At 71.2% G+C, this 18,066-nt stretch carries 18 protein-coding genes and 1 pseudogene; 11 read left to right on the top strand and 8 right to left on the bottom strand.

The window, feature by feature from the left end:
- Positions 1-94 precede the first annotated feature (94 nt).
- Entirely contained in the window at positions 95-892 is a 798-nt protein-coding gene (locus tag ABZU75_RS10755) for an SDR family NAD(P)-dependent oxidoreductase (RefSeq protein WP_355551813.1), read from the bottom strand.
- Between the two features lie 197 nt (positions 893-1,089).
- On the opposite strand from ABZU75_RS10755, the gene ABZU75_RS10760 reads away from it, so the two are divergent.
- Genes ABZU75_RS10760 through ABZU75_RS10770 form a run of 3 tightly spaced genes read left to right on the top strand, consistent with a single transcriptional unit; the run spans position 1,090 to position 4,725 of the window.
- Positions 1,090-2,379: a glutamine synthetase family protein gene (locus tag ABZU75_RS10760; protein WP_355551816.1), complete on the top strand. Its 1,290-nt coding sequence runs from the start codon at positions 1,090-1,092 to the stop codon at positions 2,377-2,379.
- Positions 2,369-3,541, top strand: coding sequence for an amidohydrolase family protein (locus ABZU75_RS10765; protein ID WP_355551819.1), 1,173 nt, complete (start codon positions 2,369-2,371; stop codon positions 3,539-3,541). Before ABZU75_RS10760 ends, ABZU75_RS10765 begins: the two co-directional genes overlap by 11 nt.
- Entirely contained in the window at positions 3,538-4,725 is a 1,188-nt protein-coding gene (locus tag ABZU75_RS10770; RefSeq protein WP_355551822.1) for a M20 family metallopeptidase, read from the top strand. Before ABZU75_RS10765 ends, ABZU75_RS10770 begins: the two co-directional genes overlap by 4 nt.
- Before the next feature lie 13 nt (positions 4,726-4,738).
- Here ABZU75_RS10770 and ABZU75_RS10775 read toward each other — a convergent pair whose 3' ends face one another.
- Genes ABZU75_RS10775 through ABZU75_RS10785 form a run of 3 tightly spaced genes read right to left on the bottom strand, consistent with a single transcriptional unit; the run spans position 4,739 to position 6,980 of the window.
- The gene (locus tag ABZU75_RS10775; RefSeq protein ID WP_355551825.1) at positions 4,739-5,287 is read right to left on the bottom strand and encodes a hypothetical protein; all 549 of its coding nucleotides are present in this window, start codon (positions 5,285-5,287) and stop codon (positions 4,739-4,741) included.
- A 21-nt stretch (positions 5,288-5,308) separates the two neighbouring features.
- Positions 5,309-6,274, bottom strand: coding sequence for an ankyrin repeat domain-containing protein (locus tag ABZU75_RS10780; RefSeq protein WP_350964459.1), 966 nt, complete (start codon positions 6,272-6,274; stop codon positions 5,309-5,311).
- Position 6,275: 1 nt separating this feature from the next.
- On the bottom strand, positions 6,276-6,980 hold the full coding sequence (locus ABZU75_RS10785; protein WP_355551829.1) for an endonuclease V: 705 nt from the start codon (positions 6,978-6,980) through the stop codon (positions 6,276-6,278).
- Between the two features lie 307 nt (positions 6,981-7,287).
- Here ABZU75_RS10785 and ABZU75_RS10790 point away from each other — a divergent pair, with 307 nt between their 5' ends.
- Positions 7,288-8,457 carry an MBL fold metallo-hydrolase gene (locus tag ABZU75_RS10790; protein WP_355551832.1) on the top strand — a complete coding sequence of 390 codons (1,170 nt, stop codon included), beginning with the start codon at positions 7,288-7,290 and terminating at the stop codon, positions 8,455-8,457.
- 35 nt (positions 8,458-8,492) lie between these two features.
- On the opposite strand, the gene ABZU75_RS10795 is transcribed toward ABZU75_RS10790, so the two are convergent.
- Complete coding sequence (locus ABZU75_RS10795; RefSeq protein WP_355551835.1) at positions 8,493-9,140, bottom strand: pyridoxamine 5'-phosphate oxidase family protein; 648 nt, start codon at positions 9,138-9,140, stop codon at positions 8,493-8,495.
- 336 nt (positions 9,141-9,476) lie between these two features.
- On the opposite strand from ABZU75_RS10795, the gene ABZU75_RS10800 reads away from it, so the two are divergent.
- The gene (locus tag ABZU75_RS10800) at positions 9,477-11,441 is read left to right on the top strand and encodes a Xaa-Pro dipeptidyl-peptidase (RefSeq protein ID WP_355551838.1); all 1,965 of its coding nucleotides are present in this window, start codon (positions 9,477-9,479) and stop codon (positions 11,439-11,441) included.
- 210 nt (positions 11,442-11,651) lie between these two features.
- The gene (locus ABZU75_RS10805; RefSeq protein ID WP_169750237.1) at positions 11,652-11,822 is read left to right on the top strand and encodes a hypothetical protein; all 171 of its coding nucleotides are present in this window, start codon (positions 11,652-11,654) and stop codon (positions 11,820-11,822) included.
- A 72-nt stretch (positions 11,823-11,894) separates the two neighbouring features.
- Here the strand turns inward: ABZU75_RS10805 and ABZU75_RS10810 are convergent, their stop codons facing one another.
- A complete protein-coding gene (locus ABZU75_RS10810; protein ID WP_350927548.1) occupies positions 11,895-12,113 on the bottom strand; it encodes a DUF2277 domain-containing protein in 219 nt (72 codons plus the stop codon).
- Between the two features lie 326 nt (positions 12,114-12,439).
- On the opposite strand from ABZU75_RS10810, the pseudogene ABZU75_RS10815 reads away from it, so the two are divergent.
- Positions 12,440-12,652 (top strand): annotated as a pseudogene (locus ABZU75_RS10815) (helix-turn-helix domain-containing protein); the annotation flags it as partial.
- 268 nt (positions 12,653-12,920) lie between these two features.
- Entirely contained in the window at positions 12,921-13,145 is a 225-nt protein-coding gene (locus tag ABZU75_RS10820) for a tRNA-dihydrouridine synthase (protein ID WP_355551843.1), read from the top strand.
- A gap of 132 nt (positions 13,146-13,277) precedes the next feature.
- Here the strand turns inward: ABZU75_RS10820 and ABZU75_RS10825 are convergent, their stop codons facing one another.
- Positions 13,278-14,585 (bottom strand): aminotransferase class I/II-fold pyridoxal phosphate-dependent enzyme, encoded by a 1,308-nt coding sequence (locus tag ABZU75_RS10825; RefSeq protein ID WP_355551847.1) that lies wholly within the window; start codon positions 14,583-14,585, stop codon positions 13,278-13,280.
- A gap of 139 nt (positions 14,586-14,724) precedes the next feature.
- Here ABZU75_RS10825 and ABZU75_RS10830 point away from each other — a divergent pair, with 139 nt between their 5' ends.
- From ABZU75_RS10830 to ABZU75_RS10840, 3 genes are read left to right on the top strand one after another with little or no spacing between them, the layout of a single operon-like run.
- A complete protein-coding gene (locus ABZU75_RS10830) occupies positions 14,725-15,804 on the top strand; it encodes a helix-turn-helix domain-containing protein (protein ID WP_355551850.1) in 1,080 nt (359 codons plus the stop codon).
- Positions 15,805-15,833: 29 nt separating this feature from the next.
- Positions 15,834-15,992 carry a hypothetical protein gene (locus ABZU75_RS10835; protein WP_355551853.1) on the top strand — a complete coding sequence of 53 codons (159 nt, stop codon included), beginning with the start codon at positions 15,834-15,836 and terminating at the stop codon, positions 15,990-15,992.
- A 3-nt stretch (positions 15,993-15,995) separates the two neighbouring features.
- Positions 15,996-17,432, top strand: coding sequence for a wax ester/triacylglycerol synthase family O-acyltransferase (locus tag ABZU75_RS10840; RefSeq protein ID WP_355551856.1), 1,437 nt, complete (start codon positions 15,996-15,998; stop codon positions 17,430-17,432).
- Here the strand turns inward: ABZU75_RS10840 and ABZU75_RS10845 are convergent.
- The gene (locus tag ABZU75_RS10845) at positions 17,319-17,846 is read right to left on the bottom strand and encodes an ATP-binding protein (RefSeq protein ID WP_355551859.1); all 528 of its coding nucleotides are present in this window, start codon (positions 17,844-17,846) and stop codon (positions 17,319-17,321) included. The two genes, ABZU75_RS10840 and ABZU75_RS10845, sit on opposite strands and share 114 nt — an antisense overlap.
- Positions 17,847-18,066 lie beyond the last annotated feature (220 nt).

The following is an 18,066-nucleotide window of genomic DNA, read 5'->3' on the forward strand; positions in this document are numbered from 1 at the left end:
ACGTACGTTGCATCCTGCGGCAAAGGCTAGACCTGTAAAAGGTTTGTTACTTAAACTCGATCCGTCGTACCGCTCTGATCTCGTAAAACGTGGATCAGCTCGGCGGCAGGGCCGTTCCGGCCAGGAAGCCTCCGTCCACGTCGAGAACACTCCCCGTGATGAAGGAGGAGTCCGGATCGGCGAGGAACACGCACGCCCGCGCGATCTCCGCCGGCGTGCCCATGCGGTGCACCGGCTGCCCGGCGACCAGTGCCGCCACGTACTCGGCCGAGAGCGCCACGGTGGCCGGGACCTCGATCAGCCCGGGGGCGACGGCGTTGACGGTGATCCCCGACGGGGCGAACTCCAGCGCCAGGACCCTGGTGAGCATCTCCACCGCCGCCTTGGAGGAGCAGTAGTGGGCGGCGCCCACCCGGGCCGAGCGGGCCGCACCGGAGGAGACGTTGACGATCCGGCGCCCGCCCCCGAGGGAGCCGGAGGTACGGGCGAAGGCCTGCGAGGCCAGCATCACGCCGCGGACGTTGACGGCGAACACCTCGTCCCACTCCGCGGCGGTCATGTCGAGGACCGGGGTGTTCGGATAGACCCCGGCGCAGTTGACCAGCACGTCCACTCCGCCGTGCAGGGCGGTCGCCTGCTCGAAGGCGGCGGTCACCGACCCCGGGTCACGCACGTCCAGGCGCACCGCCGAGGCCACCGCCGGTGAGCCGCCCGGGACGGCGGCGAGTTCCGCGGTGACCCTCGCCATGCGCGTCTCGTCGAGGTCGGCGACGACGACCGTCGCCCCCGCCTCGTGGAACGCCCCGGTGATGCCCCGGCCGATGCCCTGGGCTCCGCCGGTGACCAGGACGACCGTCCCGTTGAGCCTGCCGGGAGAGAAGCTGTCCGTCATGGGATGCCTTCCGGTGATGCCGGGCGGGAGCGGCCTCCTGCCGGCTCGACACATATGACCTGGGCGTTTCTGTCAGGGCTACCAGGTAACACGCATGCTAAGTTTCATTCCGCCGCCTTGACCATACATGTGAATCATATGTTTCACTTAGGGCGGCCGGGACGCGAGGGGCGGACCGGACTGGGAGGAGAGAGCCGATGACGACAGGGACCGCCTTCGTGGCGACCTGTGACCTCGCGGCCCAGGTGCGGGGCCGGGCTACCCCGGTGGCCCGGCTGGACCAGACGTTGCGTACCGGAGTGGGATGGGTCCCCGCCGATCTGGCGCTGACCTGTTTCGGCCACCTGGCCGACGACAACGTCTTCGGCTCGGTGGGCGACCTGAGGCTGCTCCCCGACCCCGCGACGGCCGTCGACCTGCCCGCCGACGGCCCGGTGCCGGGCACCCGGCTCTACCTCGCCGACCAGACCGGCCTGGACGGCAGCCCCTGGCCCGGCTGCCCGCGCGGCTTCCTCGCCCGCGCGCTGGCGGACCTGAGGGAGATCGCGGGCCTTGAGGTGAACGTCTCCTTCGAGCACGAGTTCATGCTCGGCGGCCAGGCCGAGGCGCCGCCCTTCTCCTTCCAGCGCCTGCGCGGCGCCGAGCCGTTCGGCACCGACCTGGTCGCGCTGCTGGAGACGGCCGGGCTGGAGCCGGAGAGCTGGCTCCCCGAGTACGGGGACGGCCAGTTCGAGATCACCCTGCGGCCCGCCCCCGGAATGGTCGCCGCCGACCGGGCGGTCCTGCTGCGCGAGCTCGTCCGCGACCTCGCCCGCCGCCGGGGGCACTCGGTCACCTTCGTCCCGCTGGCCGACCCCGCGGGCGTCGGCAACGGCGTCCACGTGCACTTCTCGCTCCGCGAGGTCGGTGGCGGCCCGGTGATGTTCGACGCCGGAGCACCCGGCAGGCTCTCCTCGACCGCGGCCAGGTTCGCGGCCGGAATCCTGCGGCACGCCGGTGCGGTGGTGGCCGTCACCGCGCCCAGCGTCGGCTCCTACCTGCGGCTCACCCCGCACCGGTGGAGTGCCGGCGGGGTCTTCCTCGCCGAGCGCAACCGCGAGGCGCTGCTGCGCATCGCGCCGACCGTCGAGATCGGCGGCGCAGACCCCGCGGGCCAGCTCCACCTGGAGTACCGGGCGGCGGACGCCACGGCCAACCCGTGGCTGGTGCTCGGCGTCCTGATCCGCGCCGGCCTCGCGGGACTGGCCGGGGCCGAGCCCGCCCGGGTGTGGCCGGAGACCGCGACCGAGGCCGACCTGGCCGGAGAGCCCGCGCTCCCCGGCTCCCTGCCTGAGGCCCTCGCCGCGCTGGAGGCCGACGAGGTCGCCCGAGGCTGGTTCCCCCACGAACTGCTCCACACGTTCCTCGCCGTGCGACGGGCCGAGCTGGCCTGCGTCAAAGGACTGCCCGACCACGAGCTCTGCCGGAAGGTCGCCGATGTCTACTGAGAACTTCTCCGGGGACGCGGCCGGCGACCTGGAGAGCGTGCTCGCCACCCTGCCCCTGGTCGACCACCATGTACACGGTGCCTCCTCGGGAGACCTGGGCCGCGGTGAGTTCGAGACGCTGGTGACCGAGTCCGACCGGCCGATCCCGGCGTTCATGACCCAGTTCGACTCCCAGCTCGGCTTCGCGATCCGCCGCTGGTGCGCGCCGGTCCTCGGCCTGCCCGCCCACGCCGCACCGGAGGAATACCTGGCGCGCCGCACCGAACTGGGCGCCGCCGAGGTGAACCGGCTGCTACTGGCCGCCAGCGGCATCGGCCGCTTCCTGCTGGAGACCGGTTATCGGGGCGACGACGTCCTGGACCCGGCCGGGATGGCGGAGGCGTCGGGGCGGCCCGCGCACGAGGTGGTCCGCATCGAGCGGGTGCTGGAGCAGGTGGCCGCCTCGGGGGTCTCGGCCGCGGAGCTGCCGGGCCGCTTCCGCGAGGAGTTGGAACGCCGCACCGCCGACGCCGTCGGCCTCAAGAGCATCGTCGCCTACCGGCACGGCTTCGCCTTCGACCCGGCACCACCCGGCGACCGGGAGGTCGCCCTGGCGGCGGGCCGCTGGCTGTCCGCCGGTGAGGCGAGCGGCCAGTGGCGGGTGGACGACCCGGTGCTGCTCCGCCTCGGACTCTGGGCCGGGGTGGAGCGCGGGCTGCCGCTGCAACTGCACGCCGGTTACGGGGACCCCGATGTGGAACTGCACATGTGTGACCCGCTGCTGCTCACCCGCTGGCTGAAGCTCATCGAGCCGCACGGCGTGGACATCCTGCTGCTGCACTGCTACCCCTACCACCGCAACGCCGGTTATCTCGCGCAGGTCTTCCCGCACGTCTACTTCGACGTCGGTCTCGGCGTCAACTACACCGGCAGCCGGTCGGACGCGCTGATCGCCGAGTCGCTGGAACTCGCGCCGTTCGCCAAGATCCTGTTCTCCTCGGACGCCTGGGGCCCGGCGGAGCTGCACATGCTGGGGGCGCACCTGTTCCGCCGCGGGCTCGGCCGGGCACTGCGCGGGTGGGTCGACGCCGGCGAGTGGGCCGAGGAGGAGGCCGTCAGGGTGGCCACCATGATCGGTGTGGACAACGCCCTGCGCGTCTACGGTCTGGACCCGGCCAAATGATCGAGCCTCTTGCCTTCGGCTCGGCCGTCGACTCCGTCGAGGCCAGGCTCCGGGCGGCACTGGAGCGGCGGCTGCCCGCCGCGACGGAGCTGCGCCGCCGGCTGCACGCCCGCCCCGACCTGTCGGGGGAGGAGGGGCCGACCCGCGACCTGATCCTGGCCGAGCTGCCCGGACGCCCGGTGGACGCGGTGGCCGGTACGGGCGCGCTGGTGCGTGTCGGCGGCCCCGGGCCCGCGGTCGCGGTACGGGCCGAACTCGACGCGCTGGCGGTGACCGAGCGGACCGGCGTCGACTGGGCGTCCGGGAGGCCGGGCCGCATGCACGCCTGCGGGCACGACGTGCACCTCGCCGCCCTGGTGACGCTCTGCCACGCGGTCGGTGACACCCCCGGCGCGCCCCCGCTGGTCGCGATGCTCCAGCCGCGCGAGGAGACCTACCCCTCCGGCGCCCACGACATCGCCCGGTCGCCGTCGCTGGCGGAGCACCAGATCACCGCCATCATCGGTGCGCACGTCCAGCCCACCCTGCCGCGAGGCGAGGTCGCGGCCACCCCCGGCACGGTGAACGCCGCCGCCGACGAGTTCACGGTCGTGGTCAGGGGTCGCGGCGGGCACGCCGCCTACCCTCATCTGACCAGCGATCCGGTACTCGCGCTCGCGCACGTCGTCGTCGCCCTGCAGCGGGTGGTCAGCCGTGACGTCGACCCGACCAGCTCGGCGGTCCTCGGCGTCTCCACGCTGGCGGCCGGCAGCGCGGCCAACGTCGTGCCCGACGAGGCCACGGCCGGCGGTACGGTCAGGGCGCTGAGCGAGCGCATCCGCGACCAGGTGCACGCCCGGCTGGAGGAGGTCGCGGACCTGGTCGCGCGGGCCCACGGCTGCGAGGCGAAGGTGAGCATCACCCGGGGGGAGCCGGTCCTGTACAACGACTCCGGGCTCGCCACCCGAGCCGGTGCCCACCTGACCCACCTGGGCCTCACGCTCTCGCGGCCGCTGCTCTCCTTCGGCGCCGACGACTTCTCCTATCTCTCCGCGGTGCTGCCCGGCCTGATGATGTTCGTCGGGGTCGGTGACGGCACGGACGTACGTATGCACAGCGCCGATTTCCTGCCCGGCGACGACGCGGTACGCGATGTCGCGCTGGCCATGCTGGCGGGTTACCTCGCGGCGGCGGAGAAGATGTAGCCGCGAAGGACGCTCAGCCGGTGGCGTGTTCCCAGTAGGGGTCGCGGTAGAGCATGACCGAGGTGCCGCGCAGGAGTTCGTCGGGGGCGGAGAGCAGCACGAGTTCGCCCCTCGCCTCCAGGGTGCGCAGGACGTCGCGGACCCGCGGGCCGACCGGCAGCCGGCCCACCGGGAGGTTGAGGGTGTCGCGGACCAGGTCGGCCACCTCGGAGAGCCGGAACGGCTCGGTGAAGCCGGCGATGAGTCCGCGGACGAACTCGACGGTGATCATCGTCTCGGCCTCGGCGTGGGCGAGCTGCCAGGTCAGCTGCGCTCTGCGCCGGCCGGTTCCGGCGCAGGCCGTGCACTGCTGGGAGAAGTCGGGCACGATGTTCTCGACGGTGCTGCCCAGGCAGGTGGTGCACTGGTTGGTCTCCGACGCGTGCAGCTCGGCCGCGGCCCTGTCGGCCAGTGGCCTGCCGCACAGGCAGAGGTAGACCCGGAACCCGCCGCGTACCAGGACGAGGTCGTCGGCATCGTCGGGTATGTCTTCCCAGAGCGCGGTGATCGTGTGGATTCTCATCGTTGTGCGACTCTACCCACTTCACCGCAGTGTGACAGGGACCAGTCTCATCGGAGCGCTCCACAGCCACTCCTCGGTGATGTAGGTGGAGGTCAGCAGCGTCATCAGGCCCAGGGTGCGCTCGGTTGCGGTGGAGGGGTGGGCGCCGCAGTCGCCGAAACGGCACATCCACAGTTCGACCATGCTGCTGTCGGAGAGCTGCTCGTGCACCGAGGGCCGTCCGGCGGGGAGCCCGTCCCGCCAGATGTCGACGGACGCGCTGGCGAACGGGAAGGCCCCGGCCAGCACCCCGCCGCCCGAGGTGACGGCACGGCCGACCCCGTCGTGCACCGGCAGGATGCCGTCGGACTGGAAGAGCACCACCCCACCCCCCGGCGGGCTGGCCACTCGCAGGACCTCCACGGGGGAGGCGTGCTCGGCGCTCCACAGCTCGCCGGTCGAAAGCGGCGGGCACGACTCCGGCACGGCGCCCAGGCGGCGGATGACCTCCTCCTCGGTCACCTCGCCGACGAAGGCGACGCACAGTCCCTCGTTGTAGTCCTCGTACGAGAACATCATCGCGTCGACGGTGTCCTGGAGCTCGCGGAGCCTGGGGCTGACGGTGGGAGCCCCAGGCAGCTGGGCGAACAGGTCGGCCAGTTCGGTGAAGAGCGCCTGGGAGCCGGGGGAGCGGCCCGCGATGCACGGCCGCCAGGGGTCCGCGCCCGCGGCGAGCAGGACCCGCACGGCGTCGTCCCAGCCGTGGCGCACGGCCTCCCAGAGCGGGGTGGCGCCGTCGGCGTCGACGGGGTCGACCTCCGCGCCCGAGGCCAGCAGCAGCTCTATCACCTGGACGGCACCCTCCTGGGCGGCCCGGTGCAGGGGCGTCGTGCGCAGCCACGGTAGCCACTGCCCGGGATCAAACCCGCTCGCCAGTCGCCGGCGGATCCGCGCCAGGTTGGTGTCACACCACGCGTCGACGTCCTCGGCCCACTCGTTGTCGCTCACTTCATCCCATTTCGTGGTATTGAGCGGATTCAACCAGGTCCGGACGACAGTTTTCGATCAGTGCCTCGCGGGAGAGCCGGTCGGCGGCGCGGGTCGTCTCGGGAAGGCGGTAGCGGGGTGTCAGGTTCAGCACGTTGTGGCAGGCCGTGGCGAGGTCGACGCGGTGCCCCACGGAGACGAAGACGGGCTTGACCCCGTGCCGGGTGCGCAGCACGCGGCCGACGACGTCGCCGTCCAGCGTCAGGTCGGCCCACGAGCCCCGCTCGGGCGCGGGCGTGGGATAGGTGCCGACGAAGGCGGTCTTGCCGACCCCGATCGTGGGCAGTCCGGTGAGCACGCCGAGGTGGCAGGCCAGGCCGAAGCGGCGCGGGTGCGCCAGGCCGTATCCGTCGCAGACGACCAGGTCGGGGGTCACGGAGAGCCGCTCAAGGGCGTCCAGCAGGGCGGGAACCTCCCGGAAGGCGAGCAGCCCGGGGACGTAGTCGAAGGCCACCCTCCCGCTGACGGCGACCTCTTCGACGATCTCCAGCGTCGTCCCGTCCAGCACGGTCACCGCCGCCGCCAGCCGGTCCCTGTCGTAGGCGACGTCCACTCCCGCGACCCTGGCCGGACTACGGGGACCGGGACCGGTCAGGTCGAGCAGTGCTCTGAGCTCGTCCTGGATGGCCTCGGCCTCCATGACAGTGCGCGGCATTTGTACCTTCATAACTACATGATCGCTACTTTTACAGTATGACGTTATATTTTGGGACTGTTCGTCTTCTTTGGTGACCGGTGAAGTCGCCGCGCGGCGTCCCGCTCCCAGCGATGCCCTCCGGTCAGGGGTTCTCATGCTTCCGGGCGGGTCCTGCCCATGGTGTGACGGGAGCGGCGGCGGAGCCGGGATCGTTCCTCATGATGCCTTCCGGTCCCCGTTCGTCGCGACGCTGGGCGGGTCCCGCCCAAGGCGACGGGAACAGCCGTGGAGCCGAGATCGTTCTGCAGGCACTGGCGACTTCAGGAGCGTGGGCCGCATGGCGGGCAGCAGATCGATCGGGCGTCTCCTCATGGGCGGGCTGGCACTGGCCGCCGCCGGGTGGGCGTTGAAGGACATCCCCGCGGAACTCGGGGGCAGGGCCAGGGGGGAGCGGCTGGAGCGGATGCGCCGCTCGCCGCAGTTCCACGACGGCCTCTTTCGCAACTCCACGCCCGGCGTCTTCGTACCCTCGCCGCAGAGCGCGCGGGAGATCGCCTGGAACATGCTGCACAACCGCGAGGAGCGCCGCCCGGCCACGCCGGTCCCGGTGGTGACCGCACCGGTGGGCGGGCCGTCCCTGACCGGGCTGAGCGTCATCTGGTACGGTCACGCCACCGCGCTGCTGGAGATCGAGGGCCGCCGCGTGCTCGTCGACCCGGTGTGGAGCAGGCGTGCCTCGCCCTCCCAGCTGGTCGGCCCGCGGCGCCTGCACCCGCTGCCGGGGCCGCTGGCAGGCCTCCCGCCGCTCGACGCGATCGTGATCTCGCACGATCACTACGACCACCTCGACCGTGCGACGGTACGCGGCCTGCTCACGCTGCAGACCGCGCCGTTCCTGGTGCCGCTGGGGATCGGCGCCCACCTGGAGCGCTGGGGCGTGCCCGCCTCGCGGATCGTCGAGCTCGACTGGGACGAGGAGGCGAGCGTCGCGGGCCTGCGGTTCGTCGCGACCGCCGCCCGTCACTTCTCCGGTCGCACCCTCAACCGCAACGTCACCCTGTGGGGTTCCTGGGTCATCGCCGGCCGGGAGAGGAAGGTCTTCTACGCCGGCGACTCCGGGTACTTCGACGGCTATGCCGGGATCGGCGCCGCGCACGGCCCGTTCGACCTCACGCTCATGCCGATCGGCGCCTACAACGCCGCCTGGCCCGACATCCACATGAACCCGGAGGAGGCGGTCAACGCCCACCTCGACCTGGGCGGCAGGCTGCTCCTCCCGGTCCACTGGGCGACCTTCACCCTGGCCACGCACCCCTGGGCCGAACCGGTCGACCGCCTCTGGCGCGAGGCCAAGGCCCGTGACGTCCGCCTCGCCGTGCCCCGCCCGGGCGAGCGCGTCGACACCGCCGACGTCCCGCTGCTGGAGAGCTGGTGGGAACTGCTGCGCGGCGGCGAGACGGGCCGCCGGCCGCGACAGCCGTCGCTCCCTCCCGCACCGAGACTCTGAGCGTGCGCGAGCGCCTCCCGAACGGGTGCGCGCCGTCAGTACAGGTTCTCGCGGGCGTCGATGCTCAGGTCGTCGTCGATGAGCTTGGCCGACCACTCCAGGTCCAGCTGCTCCTTGAAGATCCGGCCTAGCGTGGGCCGCGCCCCGCGGTCCGGCCACCGCTCCGGCTGCCAGAGCGCCGAGCGCCGGAAGGCCTTGGCGCAGTGGAAGAAGCACTCCCGCACCTCGACGCTGACCGCCAGCGTGGGAACCTTCCCCTTCACCCGCAGGCCTTCCATGTACGGGGCCTGGCTGACCACCCGCGCCCGCCCGTTGACGCGCAGGGTCTCCTCGGTGCCCGGCACCACGAACAACAGGCCGACCTGCGGGTTGGTGACGATGTTGCGCAGGCTGTCGAGCCGGCGGTTGCCGGGCCGCTCGGGGATCACCAGCGTGTGGTCGTCGAGGACCAGCACGCCGCCGGGTTCCTCGCCGCGCGGGGAGACGTCGCAGGTGCCGTCGGATCCCGAGGTCGCCAGCAGCAGGAAGGGCGAGGTGGCGATGAAGTCCCGGGCGTGCTCGTCGAGGTGGCCGATGTCCTTGCGCAGGACGACCTCGCCGACCTCGCCGACGATCCGGCGGAGTTCTTCTTCCGAGTTGACCGTGACGATCGGGCCGGTCTCACCGGTATCGAGGGAAGGCATGAAGTAAGGCTAACCTTCCTTGATCCTTGCCTCAACGGCACCCTTCCCGCCCGATGCGCGCATGGGGGTTCCGCGGGCGGGGAGGGGGTGAGTCCAGGCGCGGCGACCGGTTGCTTTACACCTCCCATCCGAAGGGCGCACGGCGTCCCGCGGGCGGCCGGGAGTGGGACGTGAGAGGCCCGGCGGCGGCCGATTCCCCCGAATACACCCCGGAACTCTCGCTTAACGCGAGATAGCCGCCTATTCGTTATATCTTTGATCTTGCAGGTCAAGATTGCTTCGCAGGAGATTGACCGGAGTTGTCAGGTTTATGCGACCCTCTGGGAGCTTTCCTCGATGAACAGATGGAAGACGATCATCGTCGCGCTGGCGGTCATCCTGCCGGCCGGTGTCCTGCCGGCCGCCGCGTCACCCGCGGTGGCCGCCCGATCCGCGGCCCCCCTGATAGAGAACGGCGAGACCCAGCCGGTCTACTCGCGCGCCGACGCGCTGACCGAGACCGTGTTCGTCGAGGTCGCCGGGGTCGACAGTGACGCCGACGGGCTCCCCGACCGGGTCGCCGTCGACATCATGCGGCCCAAGGAGACCGACTCCGGGATGAAGGTCCCGGTCATCATGGAGGCCAGCCCCTACTACGCGGGCGGCAACGACGTGCCCAACCACGTCGTCGACCTCGACGGCTCCGACCCCGCGGGCATGGAGTACCGGCGCAACAAGTTCAACGACCTGCACGATGAGATGTTCGGCGACGGCTCCGACGTGACCCGCGCGGTCGCTCCGCCCTTCCGCGGCTACTACGACAACTACTTCGTGCCGCGCGGCTACGCGATCGCGCTGGTGGAGAACCTCGGCTCGGGCCGGGCGACCGGCTGTCCCACCACCGGCCTGGACAACGAGACCGCGGGTCCCAAGGCCGCGATCGACTGGCTCAACGGCCGCGCCCGCGGATTCGACGCGGCCGGCAACGAGGTCAAAGCCGGCTGGTCCACCGGGAACGTCGGCATGATCGGCGTCTCCTACAACGGCACGCTGCCCAACGCCGTCGCCGCGACCGGGGTCAAGGGCCTCAAGGCGATCGTGCCGATCGCGGCCATCTCCTCCTGGTACGACTACTACCGGGCCAACGGCGGGGTGCTGGCCCCCGGCGGCTACCAGGGTGAGGACGCCGACGTGCTCGCCCGCTACGTGCTGACCCGTCAGAACGCCCAGCAGGCCTGCGGCGCGCTGATGGACCGGATAGAGAAGGACCAGGACCGGGTCACCGGCGACTACTCCGACTTCTGGGACCGGCGCAACTACCTCAACGACGTGCGCAAGGTCCGCGCGGCGGTCTTCCTGGTGCACGGCCTCAACGACTGGAACGTCAAGACCAAGCAGGCCGTCCAGTGGTGGGACGCCCTCGCGAAGCGGAACGTGCCCCGCAAGATCTGGCTGCACCAGGGCGCGCACTTCAACCCGTTCTCCTTCGCCGGGCGCAACGCCGAGTGGCTGCGCCAGCTCCACCGCTGGTTCGACTTCCACCTGTACGGCCTGCGCAACGGCATCATGGACGAGCCGCAGGCGGACGTGGAGTCGGGTCCGGGGCAGTGGGCGCAGCACGCCTCGTGGCCGCTGCCGGGTACCCGCGACGTACGGCTCCAGCTGGCCGCCGGGCAGGACGGCCGCAACGGCACCCTGGGCGCCGACCGCCCCCGAGGCCGCGCCGTCGTCGAGTCCTTCGTCGACCAGAGCACCCGCGGTGCCGAGCAGCTCGTCGAGAACACCGAGAGCACCGACCCCAACCGCCTGGCCTACCTGTCGAGTCCGCTGGCCCGCGACGCGCGCCTGTCCGGCACCCCGGAGGTCTCGGTGCGGGCCGCGTTCAAGGGCGGGCGCTCGCCATACCTGACGGCGCTGCTCGTCGACTACGGCACCGACGCCCGCGCCTACGGCGACGTCGCCTACGGTGCCACCCAGGTCTGCTACGGCCAGGGCGTGCCCGGCGACACCGGTTGCGCCCGGCTGGCCGAGCACGTCACGGTGACCGCCGCCTACAAGATCATCACAAGGGGCTGGCTGGACGTCCGTAACCGCGACTCCGCGGCCAGGACCGAACTGCTGCGCGAGGACCGCTTCTACGACTTCCGCTTCGACCTCCAGCCCGGCGACTACGTCGTCAAGGCCGGTCACCGGATCGGCGTCGTGCTCATCTCCACGGACCGCGACTTCACGCTGCGCCTGCCCCCGGGCACCGCCGTCTCGGTCGACCCCCGCGCCAGCTCGGTCACCCTTCCCCTCGTCGGCGGCCGCTCCGCCCTCTAGGGTCACGAACTCGATCCGGATGAGCGGGCACGTTCCCGGCGTACCTGCTCACCGGATCGGGGGAGCCGTCGCCCCTGGCGGGCCGTCGTGTCCATCGAGCGTCCCGGGTGGGGACGGGGCCGGGGCCCGTCTGAGGGATAACCCTGGCCTGTCCCTGACATCGGCTCGCGGGTCTGCCGCCGGGCCCGGCCAGGGCCTAGCGTTGAGGGCATGGGACGAATTCTTCTGATCGTGGCGGCCGTGGTGATCGCCTTCATCTTGCTGGGCTCGGTTCTGGGCTTCCTGTTCACGCTCCTCAAGTGGGCTCTGATCATCGGCCTGGTGGGCGTGGTGGTCATGTTCGCGAGCAGGCTCTTCCGCTCCTCGAACGTGCGCGACTGACCGACGCCCGGTAAGCCCGGCGGCCGCCCACCGGCACCCCCGTGTCGCCGGTGGGCGGGCAGACGTCTCCGGTCAGTCCTGGGACACCTGCTTCAGCTGTAGCTCGTCGAGCAGGGCCCGGGTCGCGGCGGTCACCGCGTCCACGGCCCTTTCGAAGGCCTCGGCGTTGCGCGCCGAGGGGGAGCGGAAACCCGACACCTTGCGGACGTACTGGAGCGCGGCGGCTCGTACGTCGTCGTCGGTCACGTCGCTGGCGTAGGGCTCACGGAGGGTCTTGATGCTGCGGCACATGACAGGACGGTACTCCGTCCCGTGGTTCCCCCAGTCCCGCCCGGCCGTCCCGGCCGCGGGCCGCACCGTCACCGGGCCGGGCTGAGCCGGGCCGAGTCAGGTCGCCGGCAGACCGTCACGCTCCCGCTGGACCGCGTCGGCGGTCAGCACGGCGTCGAGGAGTCCGGGAAAGAGCGTGTCGAGGTCGCGGCGGCGCAGCGCGTTCATCAAATACCTCCAGTGTGGAGACCCCGTCCTTCAGGGCGGGGAGGAAACACAGCCTGGGGCCGCAGGTTTGGGAGTCGAACACCTGTGCGAGGCCTAACCGAGCGTGCAGGATTTGAGGCATGGCGCAGACAGCGAAGCGGGCCTTCAAGTTCCGCTTCTACCCGACCCCCGAGCACGCCGCGGAACTTGCCCGGACATTCGGCTGCGTCCGCCTGGTCTACAACAAGGCGTTGCAAGAGCGGAGCCGCGCTCACACCCTTGAAGGGCGCCGTGTCTCCTATGTGGAGTCGTCGGCGATGCTGACGGCGTGGAAGCACACCGACGAGCTGGCGGAGAGGTGAAACGCCTGTGGAGCCGGTGTAAGACCTCAAAGGGGGATTCCTCCTGGCGGGCGACCGGCGGTGAAGCAGGAACTCTCACGGGCGACCGTGGGAATCCTCTCCCTTCGGGGAGGGGAGGATGTCAACTTGGCGGTTCCTCGGTAGACCTGGTTGATCACATCCGCCTCGCGCAGCACCCGGAAGTGGTGCGTGGTGGTCGACTTGGTGATCCCCGGTTCGATCGCCGGGCAGGGGTCTCCTCGCCTTCCCCGGCTACCAGGTGCCGTTCGCGGCGAAGGTGAAGGCCGAGACCGACCTGCCGGTGAGCGCGGTCGGAGAGATCACCCGGCCCCGGCAGGCTGAGGAGATCATCGCCTCCGGTCAGGCCGACGCCGTCATGCTCGGCCGCGAGCTGCTCCGCAACCCGTACTGGCCGAACCACGCCGCCCGCGAGCTCGGCGCAGCCGAAGGCCGCTGGCCCGACCAGTACCATCGCGCGGTCTGAGGCTCCGCCCGCCTTCACCTCGCGGGTCTCTCCCGAAGGAAGGGACGCGCGGGGGGAGACGGTCGGGGAAGGATTCAGCGGACCGGCCCGCCAGGGGGCGCACCCCCGGGGGTCGAGCGGGCCGGTCCGGGATCATGGGATGGCGCGGCGCAGGGCCAGTGCGTCCTGGCGGACCTTCGCGGGGGTCTGGCCATCGATGAGCAGGCGGCGCATCAGGGCCGCGACCTCGCCCATGGTGTCCGGGCCGAAGCCGCGGCGGGTCACCTCCTGGGTGCCGATCCGCAGGCCCCGCCTGGGCTCCTCGGCAGGCCGGCCGGGCAGGCCGATGCCGCTGAGGTAGACGCCCCCTTCGGCCAGCAGCCGGGCGGCCTCGTCCCCGCCGCCGAACGCGCCCGCGTCCACCGCCACATGGTGCGAGACGGTCCAGCCCCGATGGGCGGCGATCACGGTGAAGCCCTCGCGGTCCAGCGCGGCGGCCAGCGCCCCGGCGTTGGCGATGCAGCGGTCGGCGTACCCGGAACCGCCCTCGGCGTGCTCCGCGGCGACGACGGCCAGCGGGGCCAGGCGGGAGGCGTCGTAGTTCGCGGTCAGGCCGGGGTAGGCCGCCGCCGCCACCTGTCGGGCGAGATCCTCGTCGCGGGTCACGACGGCCGCGCCAGGTGGCCCGCCGAAGGACTTGTAGGTGGACATGGTCATCAGGTGCGCGCCCTCGTCCAGCGGTCGCTGGAACCGGCCGCCCGCGATCAGTCCCGCCACGTGCGAGGCGTCATAGAGCAGCAGGGCGCCCACCTCGTCGCACGCCGCCCGCACCCGCGCCACGTCGTGGGGGAACAGCATCAGGCTCGCCCCGAGCACCACCAGCGCGGGTCGCCTCTCGCGCAGGAACGCCGGGAGGGCCGCGTGGTCGACGTCGAGCCGTCCGGCGTCGTAGGGCAGGTCGACGACCCGCAGGCCACGGATCCCGGCGGCGCCCTGGGCGTGGTGGCTGGTGTGGCCCCCGGCGGCCCGAGGCAGCACCGCGATCGTGTCGCCGGGGCCGGCGAACGCGCTGTAGCAGGCGAGGTTGGCCAGTGTGGCGCTCTGCAGCCGCACCTCGGCGAACTCACCGCCCATCAGCGCCGCGATCTGGAGCGGGACCAGCACCTCCAGCACGTCCAGCTCCTCCAGGCCGGTCTGGCGTTTGTCCCCCGGCCAGCCCATCGAAGGCCGGCAGCCCAGGGAGATCTCATGGGCGGCCCTGGCGCGCTCGCTCATCGTGTTGGTGCCCGCGTACAGGACCACACCGTCCTCGTCGAGGCGGCCGCGGTGCTCGGCCAGCACCGCGTCGACCAGCCTGGTCACCGCCTCCAGGCTCAGCCCCGACACCTCGGCCTCGAGCTCGGCCAGGCGCGGCTGCGCCCGGGGCGGTGCCCACGGGGCGACACGGCTGCGCTCCTGCACGAAGCTCCTTTCACAGGGCTGTCAGGCGGCTCTCACGAGGTGGACCCCTCCAAAACGAATACTGTGACGCTACGGCCAGTGCCGGGGGGAGTCATCGTTCCGCCAGCGGAGATCCTTCCTACATCTGTAGGATTGGAACGTGATCGCGGATGATGTTCAGGATCTGCTGGAGGCGCTGGCCGCGAGCGTGGGCAGGGGTATGTCCGTCGACGACCTGGAGGGTCGGGTCGTCGCGCACAGCGCCCATCACGGGGAGGTCGACCAGGTCAGGGCCCGCGCCATTCTGTCACGGTCGGTTCCCGCGGCGGTGGGGGCCTGGCAGGAGAAGCACGGGGTGGCCTCGACCCGAGAGCCGGTCAGGGTTCCGGAGAATCCCTCGCTGGGCATGGCGGCCCGGCTCTGCGTGCCCCTGCTCCACCAGGACCGCCGGGTCGGCTACCTGTGGATCATCGAGGGCCCGGGTCCGTTGAACCCGCAGGAGCAGGGCAGGGCCGTGCGCGACGCCGCCGCGATCGCGGCCCTGCTCGACGACGGCGGCAGCTCCCACACCCTGAGCCTCCTGCTCACCGGCGAGATCGGTGTGCGGCGTGCGGCCGGTGTGCTCGGGGAGGGGCCGCTGCGCGTCCTGGCGCTGCGGGGCGACCCGGCCTCCCTGCGTGAGGCGGTCGGCGCGGAGCTGGCCAGGACGCGCCGGCCGCCGGCCTTCACGATCCTGGACCGGCACGCCGTGCTGCTGCTCAACCGTGGCGAGGACGCGACGGCGCTGGGGGAGCGGCTGGCCGCGCGGGCCCGCACGGGCGCCGGGGTCAGCGCACCGCACCCGGGGCTTGAGTCAGCCGTACGGGCACATGAGGAGGCGCTCACCGCGGCCAGGGCGGCGGCGGCGGAACCGGCGCTGCGGCCGGTCGCCCACTGGCCGGACCTGGGCGTCTACCGGTTGCTCGCCGAGCCGGTCGCCGGTACTCCCGGTACTCCCGGCACGCTCGGCGGTCCGCTTGACGCTCTGCGGGAGCATCCGGCACTCCTGGTCACCCTGGAGACCTACCTGGACAGCGGGGGAGACGCCCAGGAGACCGCCCGGCTGCTCCACCTGCACCGCACCAGCCTCTATTACCGCCTCACCAGAATCGAGCAGCTGGCCGCCCGCAACCTCAAGAACGGAACCCACAGGTTAGAACTTCATCTCGCGCTGAAGCTCGGTCGCTGGAATGCGGTGTAACGGCCGGACAATCCGGGCACAGCTCTGCGATGCCGCAGTTGATCAGCGAGATCATGACCGTCGTCATCGTGCTCATGCTCATCCCGCTGTCGTTGGTCATCGTGTCGGTGGTCGTCCTCGTCGCACTCGCGGCGTTGGCTCTGACGACACCACGGGAGCAGGATGGAGGAACGACTTCCCGGAGGTAGACGATGCGGCAGCTCAGCGCGGTGGACGCGCAGTTCCTGAATTTCGAGACCTCGACGAACGTCGCGAACATCGGAGGGCTCGCGATCCTGTCGGGCAGGCTGTCGCGGAGCGACCTGGTGTCGCTGCTGGCCCGGCGGCTCCACCTGGCCGCGCCCTTCCGCATGCGACTCGTCTCCGTCCCGTTCGGCCTGGACCATCCGTACTGGACCGAGGACTCCAGGATCGACCTCGACTACCACGTGCGCGAGATCGCGCTGCCCGGCCCGGGCAGCGACGAGCAGCTGGGTGAGCAGGTGGCCAGGCTGCACGCCCGCTGCCTCGACCGGCGGCGGCCGCTCTGGGAGATGTATCTGATCCACGGTCTGGCCGGCGACCGTACGGCCCTCTACACGAAGGTCCACCACGCCGCGGTCGACGGCGTCACCGGTGCCGACGTGCTGGCCAGCCTGCTGGACACCTCCCCCGAGCCCGCCGAGGTCGAGATGGCGCCCGCGGCCGAGCCCGAGGAGCGGATCGACACGCGGGAGATGGTCACCAGGGGGATCGTCAAGGCGGTGGTCAACCCGGCCAACACGGTACGGTTCCTGATCAACGCCGTCCCGCATCTGGACGAGATCCCCCTGATCTCCCAGGTGCCCGGGGCCGGGCTGGTCTCGCGGCTCACCCGGCAACTGGCCAACCGCCTGTCGGGTACCGCGGAGGTACCCGACATGCCGCGGATGACCGTCCCACGTACCCCCTTCAGCGGCAGGATCAGCGCGCACCGCAGGTTCGCCTACGCCGCCCTGCCGCTGGAGGACGTCAAGCTGGTCAAGAACGCCCTCGGCGTCACGGTGAACGACGTGGTGATGGCCCTGTGCGCCGGGGCGTTGCGCCAGTGGCTGATCAAGCACGACGCGCTGCCCGAGCAGCCTCTCGTCGCGGGGGTGCCGTTCTCGCTCCGCGTCCCCGGTGACCGGCGCGTGGGCAACCAGGTCACCATCATGATCACCACACTGGCGACGCAGGTGGCCGACCCACTGGAACGACTGCTGGCGGTACGTGACGCGATGCGGCTGATCAAGGATCGCTCGTCGCTGGCACCGGTCAGCTGGATTCAGGAGCTCAGCGACATAATGCCCTCCGCGCTGACCGGCCTGGCCTCCCGGGCGGCCTTCAACCTCTTCGCTGACAGCGCGGGCCCGATCAACGTGATGATCTCCAACGTGCCCGGCCCGCAACTCCCCCTCTATGTGAGCGGTGCCCGGCTGCTGTCGTACTACCCCGTCTCGGTGGTGACCGACGCCAGTGGCGGCCTCAACATCACGGTCTTCTCCTACGACGGCTCACTTGACGTCGGCGTGATCGCCTGCCGTGAGATGGTTCCCGATGTCTGGGCCGTCACCGACTATCTCAGGGACGCCCTGCTGGAACTGAAGCTCCTCGCTGAGCAGCAGTGACAGGCCGGGCGCGCCCTTGACGAAGCGCAGGGTCTTCTCCAGGCAGACGATCGAGCCCCGCTCGTGCCTGTTGACGAAACGGATGTCGTCGGCCAGGGCGCGCATGATCAGCAGGCCCCGGCCGTGTTCGGAGGTGGGGGCGGGGAAGGCGGGGCCCGAGAAGTCGAAGCCGTCGCCGGCGTCCACCACCTTGATCACGCAACGGTCCCTGGACAGCTCGGTGCTGACCATGTAGTCGTCACTGGGGGTGGCGTGCTTGACGGCGTTGGAACACGCCTCCGAGAGCATGAGCTGGATGTCCTCGCGGATCTGGGACACCACGCCAAGGGCGCGGAGCGAGGCGTCGAGAAGTTGCCTGATCACGGGAACGCTGGCGGCGTCACGCGGCAGACGCAACGCGATAGTGGCCTCCACGGTGTCCTCCTTTCGCAGCCGGTCACCTAAAGGCTTGCCCGGCACGCTCCGTCCTAACCGGAGATGGTTGATCGTGACTCCGGATATCGGAAAGGCGCGGCAAAATTCGGTGAATGAAAAAATGTGGCATGGCGGCAGGACGGCCCGGGCGCCACAGGCGGCCCCGGCCTCCGGCGGCTAATCGCCACAGCCCCAGAACGCGTCGATAGCGGCCAGGGCG

Source organism: Streptosporangium sp. NPDC005286 (assembly GCF_040607515.1).
Classification (GTDB): domain Bacteria; phylum Actinomycetota; class Actinomycetes; order Streptosporangiales; family Streptosporangiaceae; genus Streptosporangium.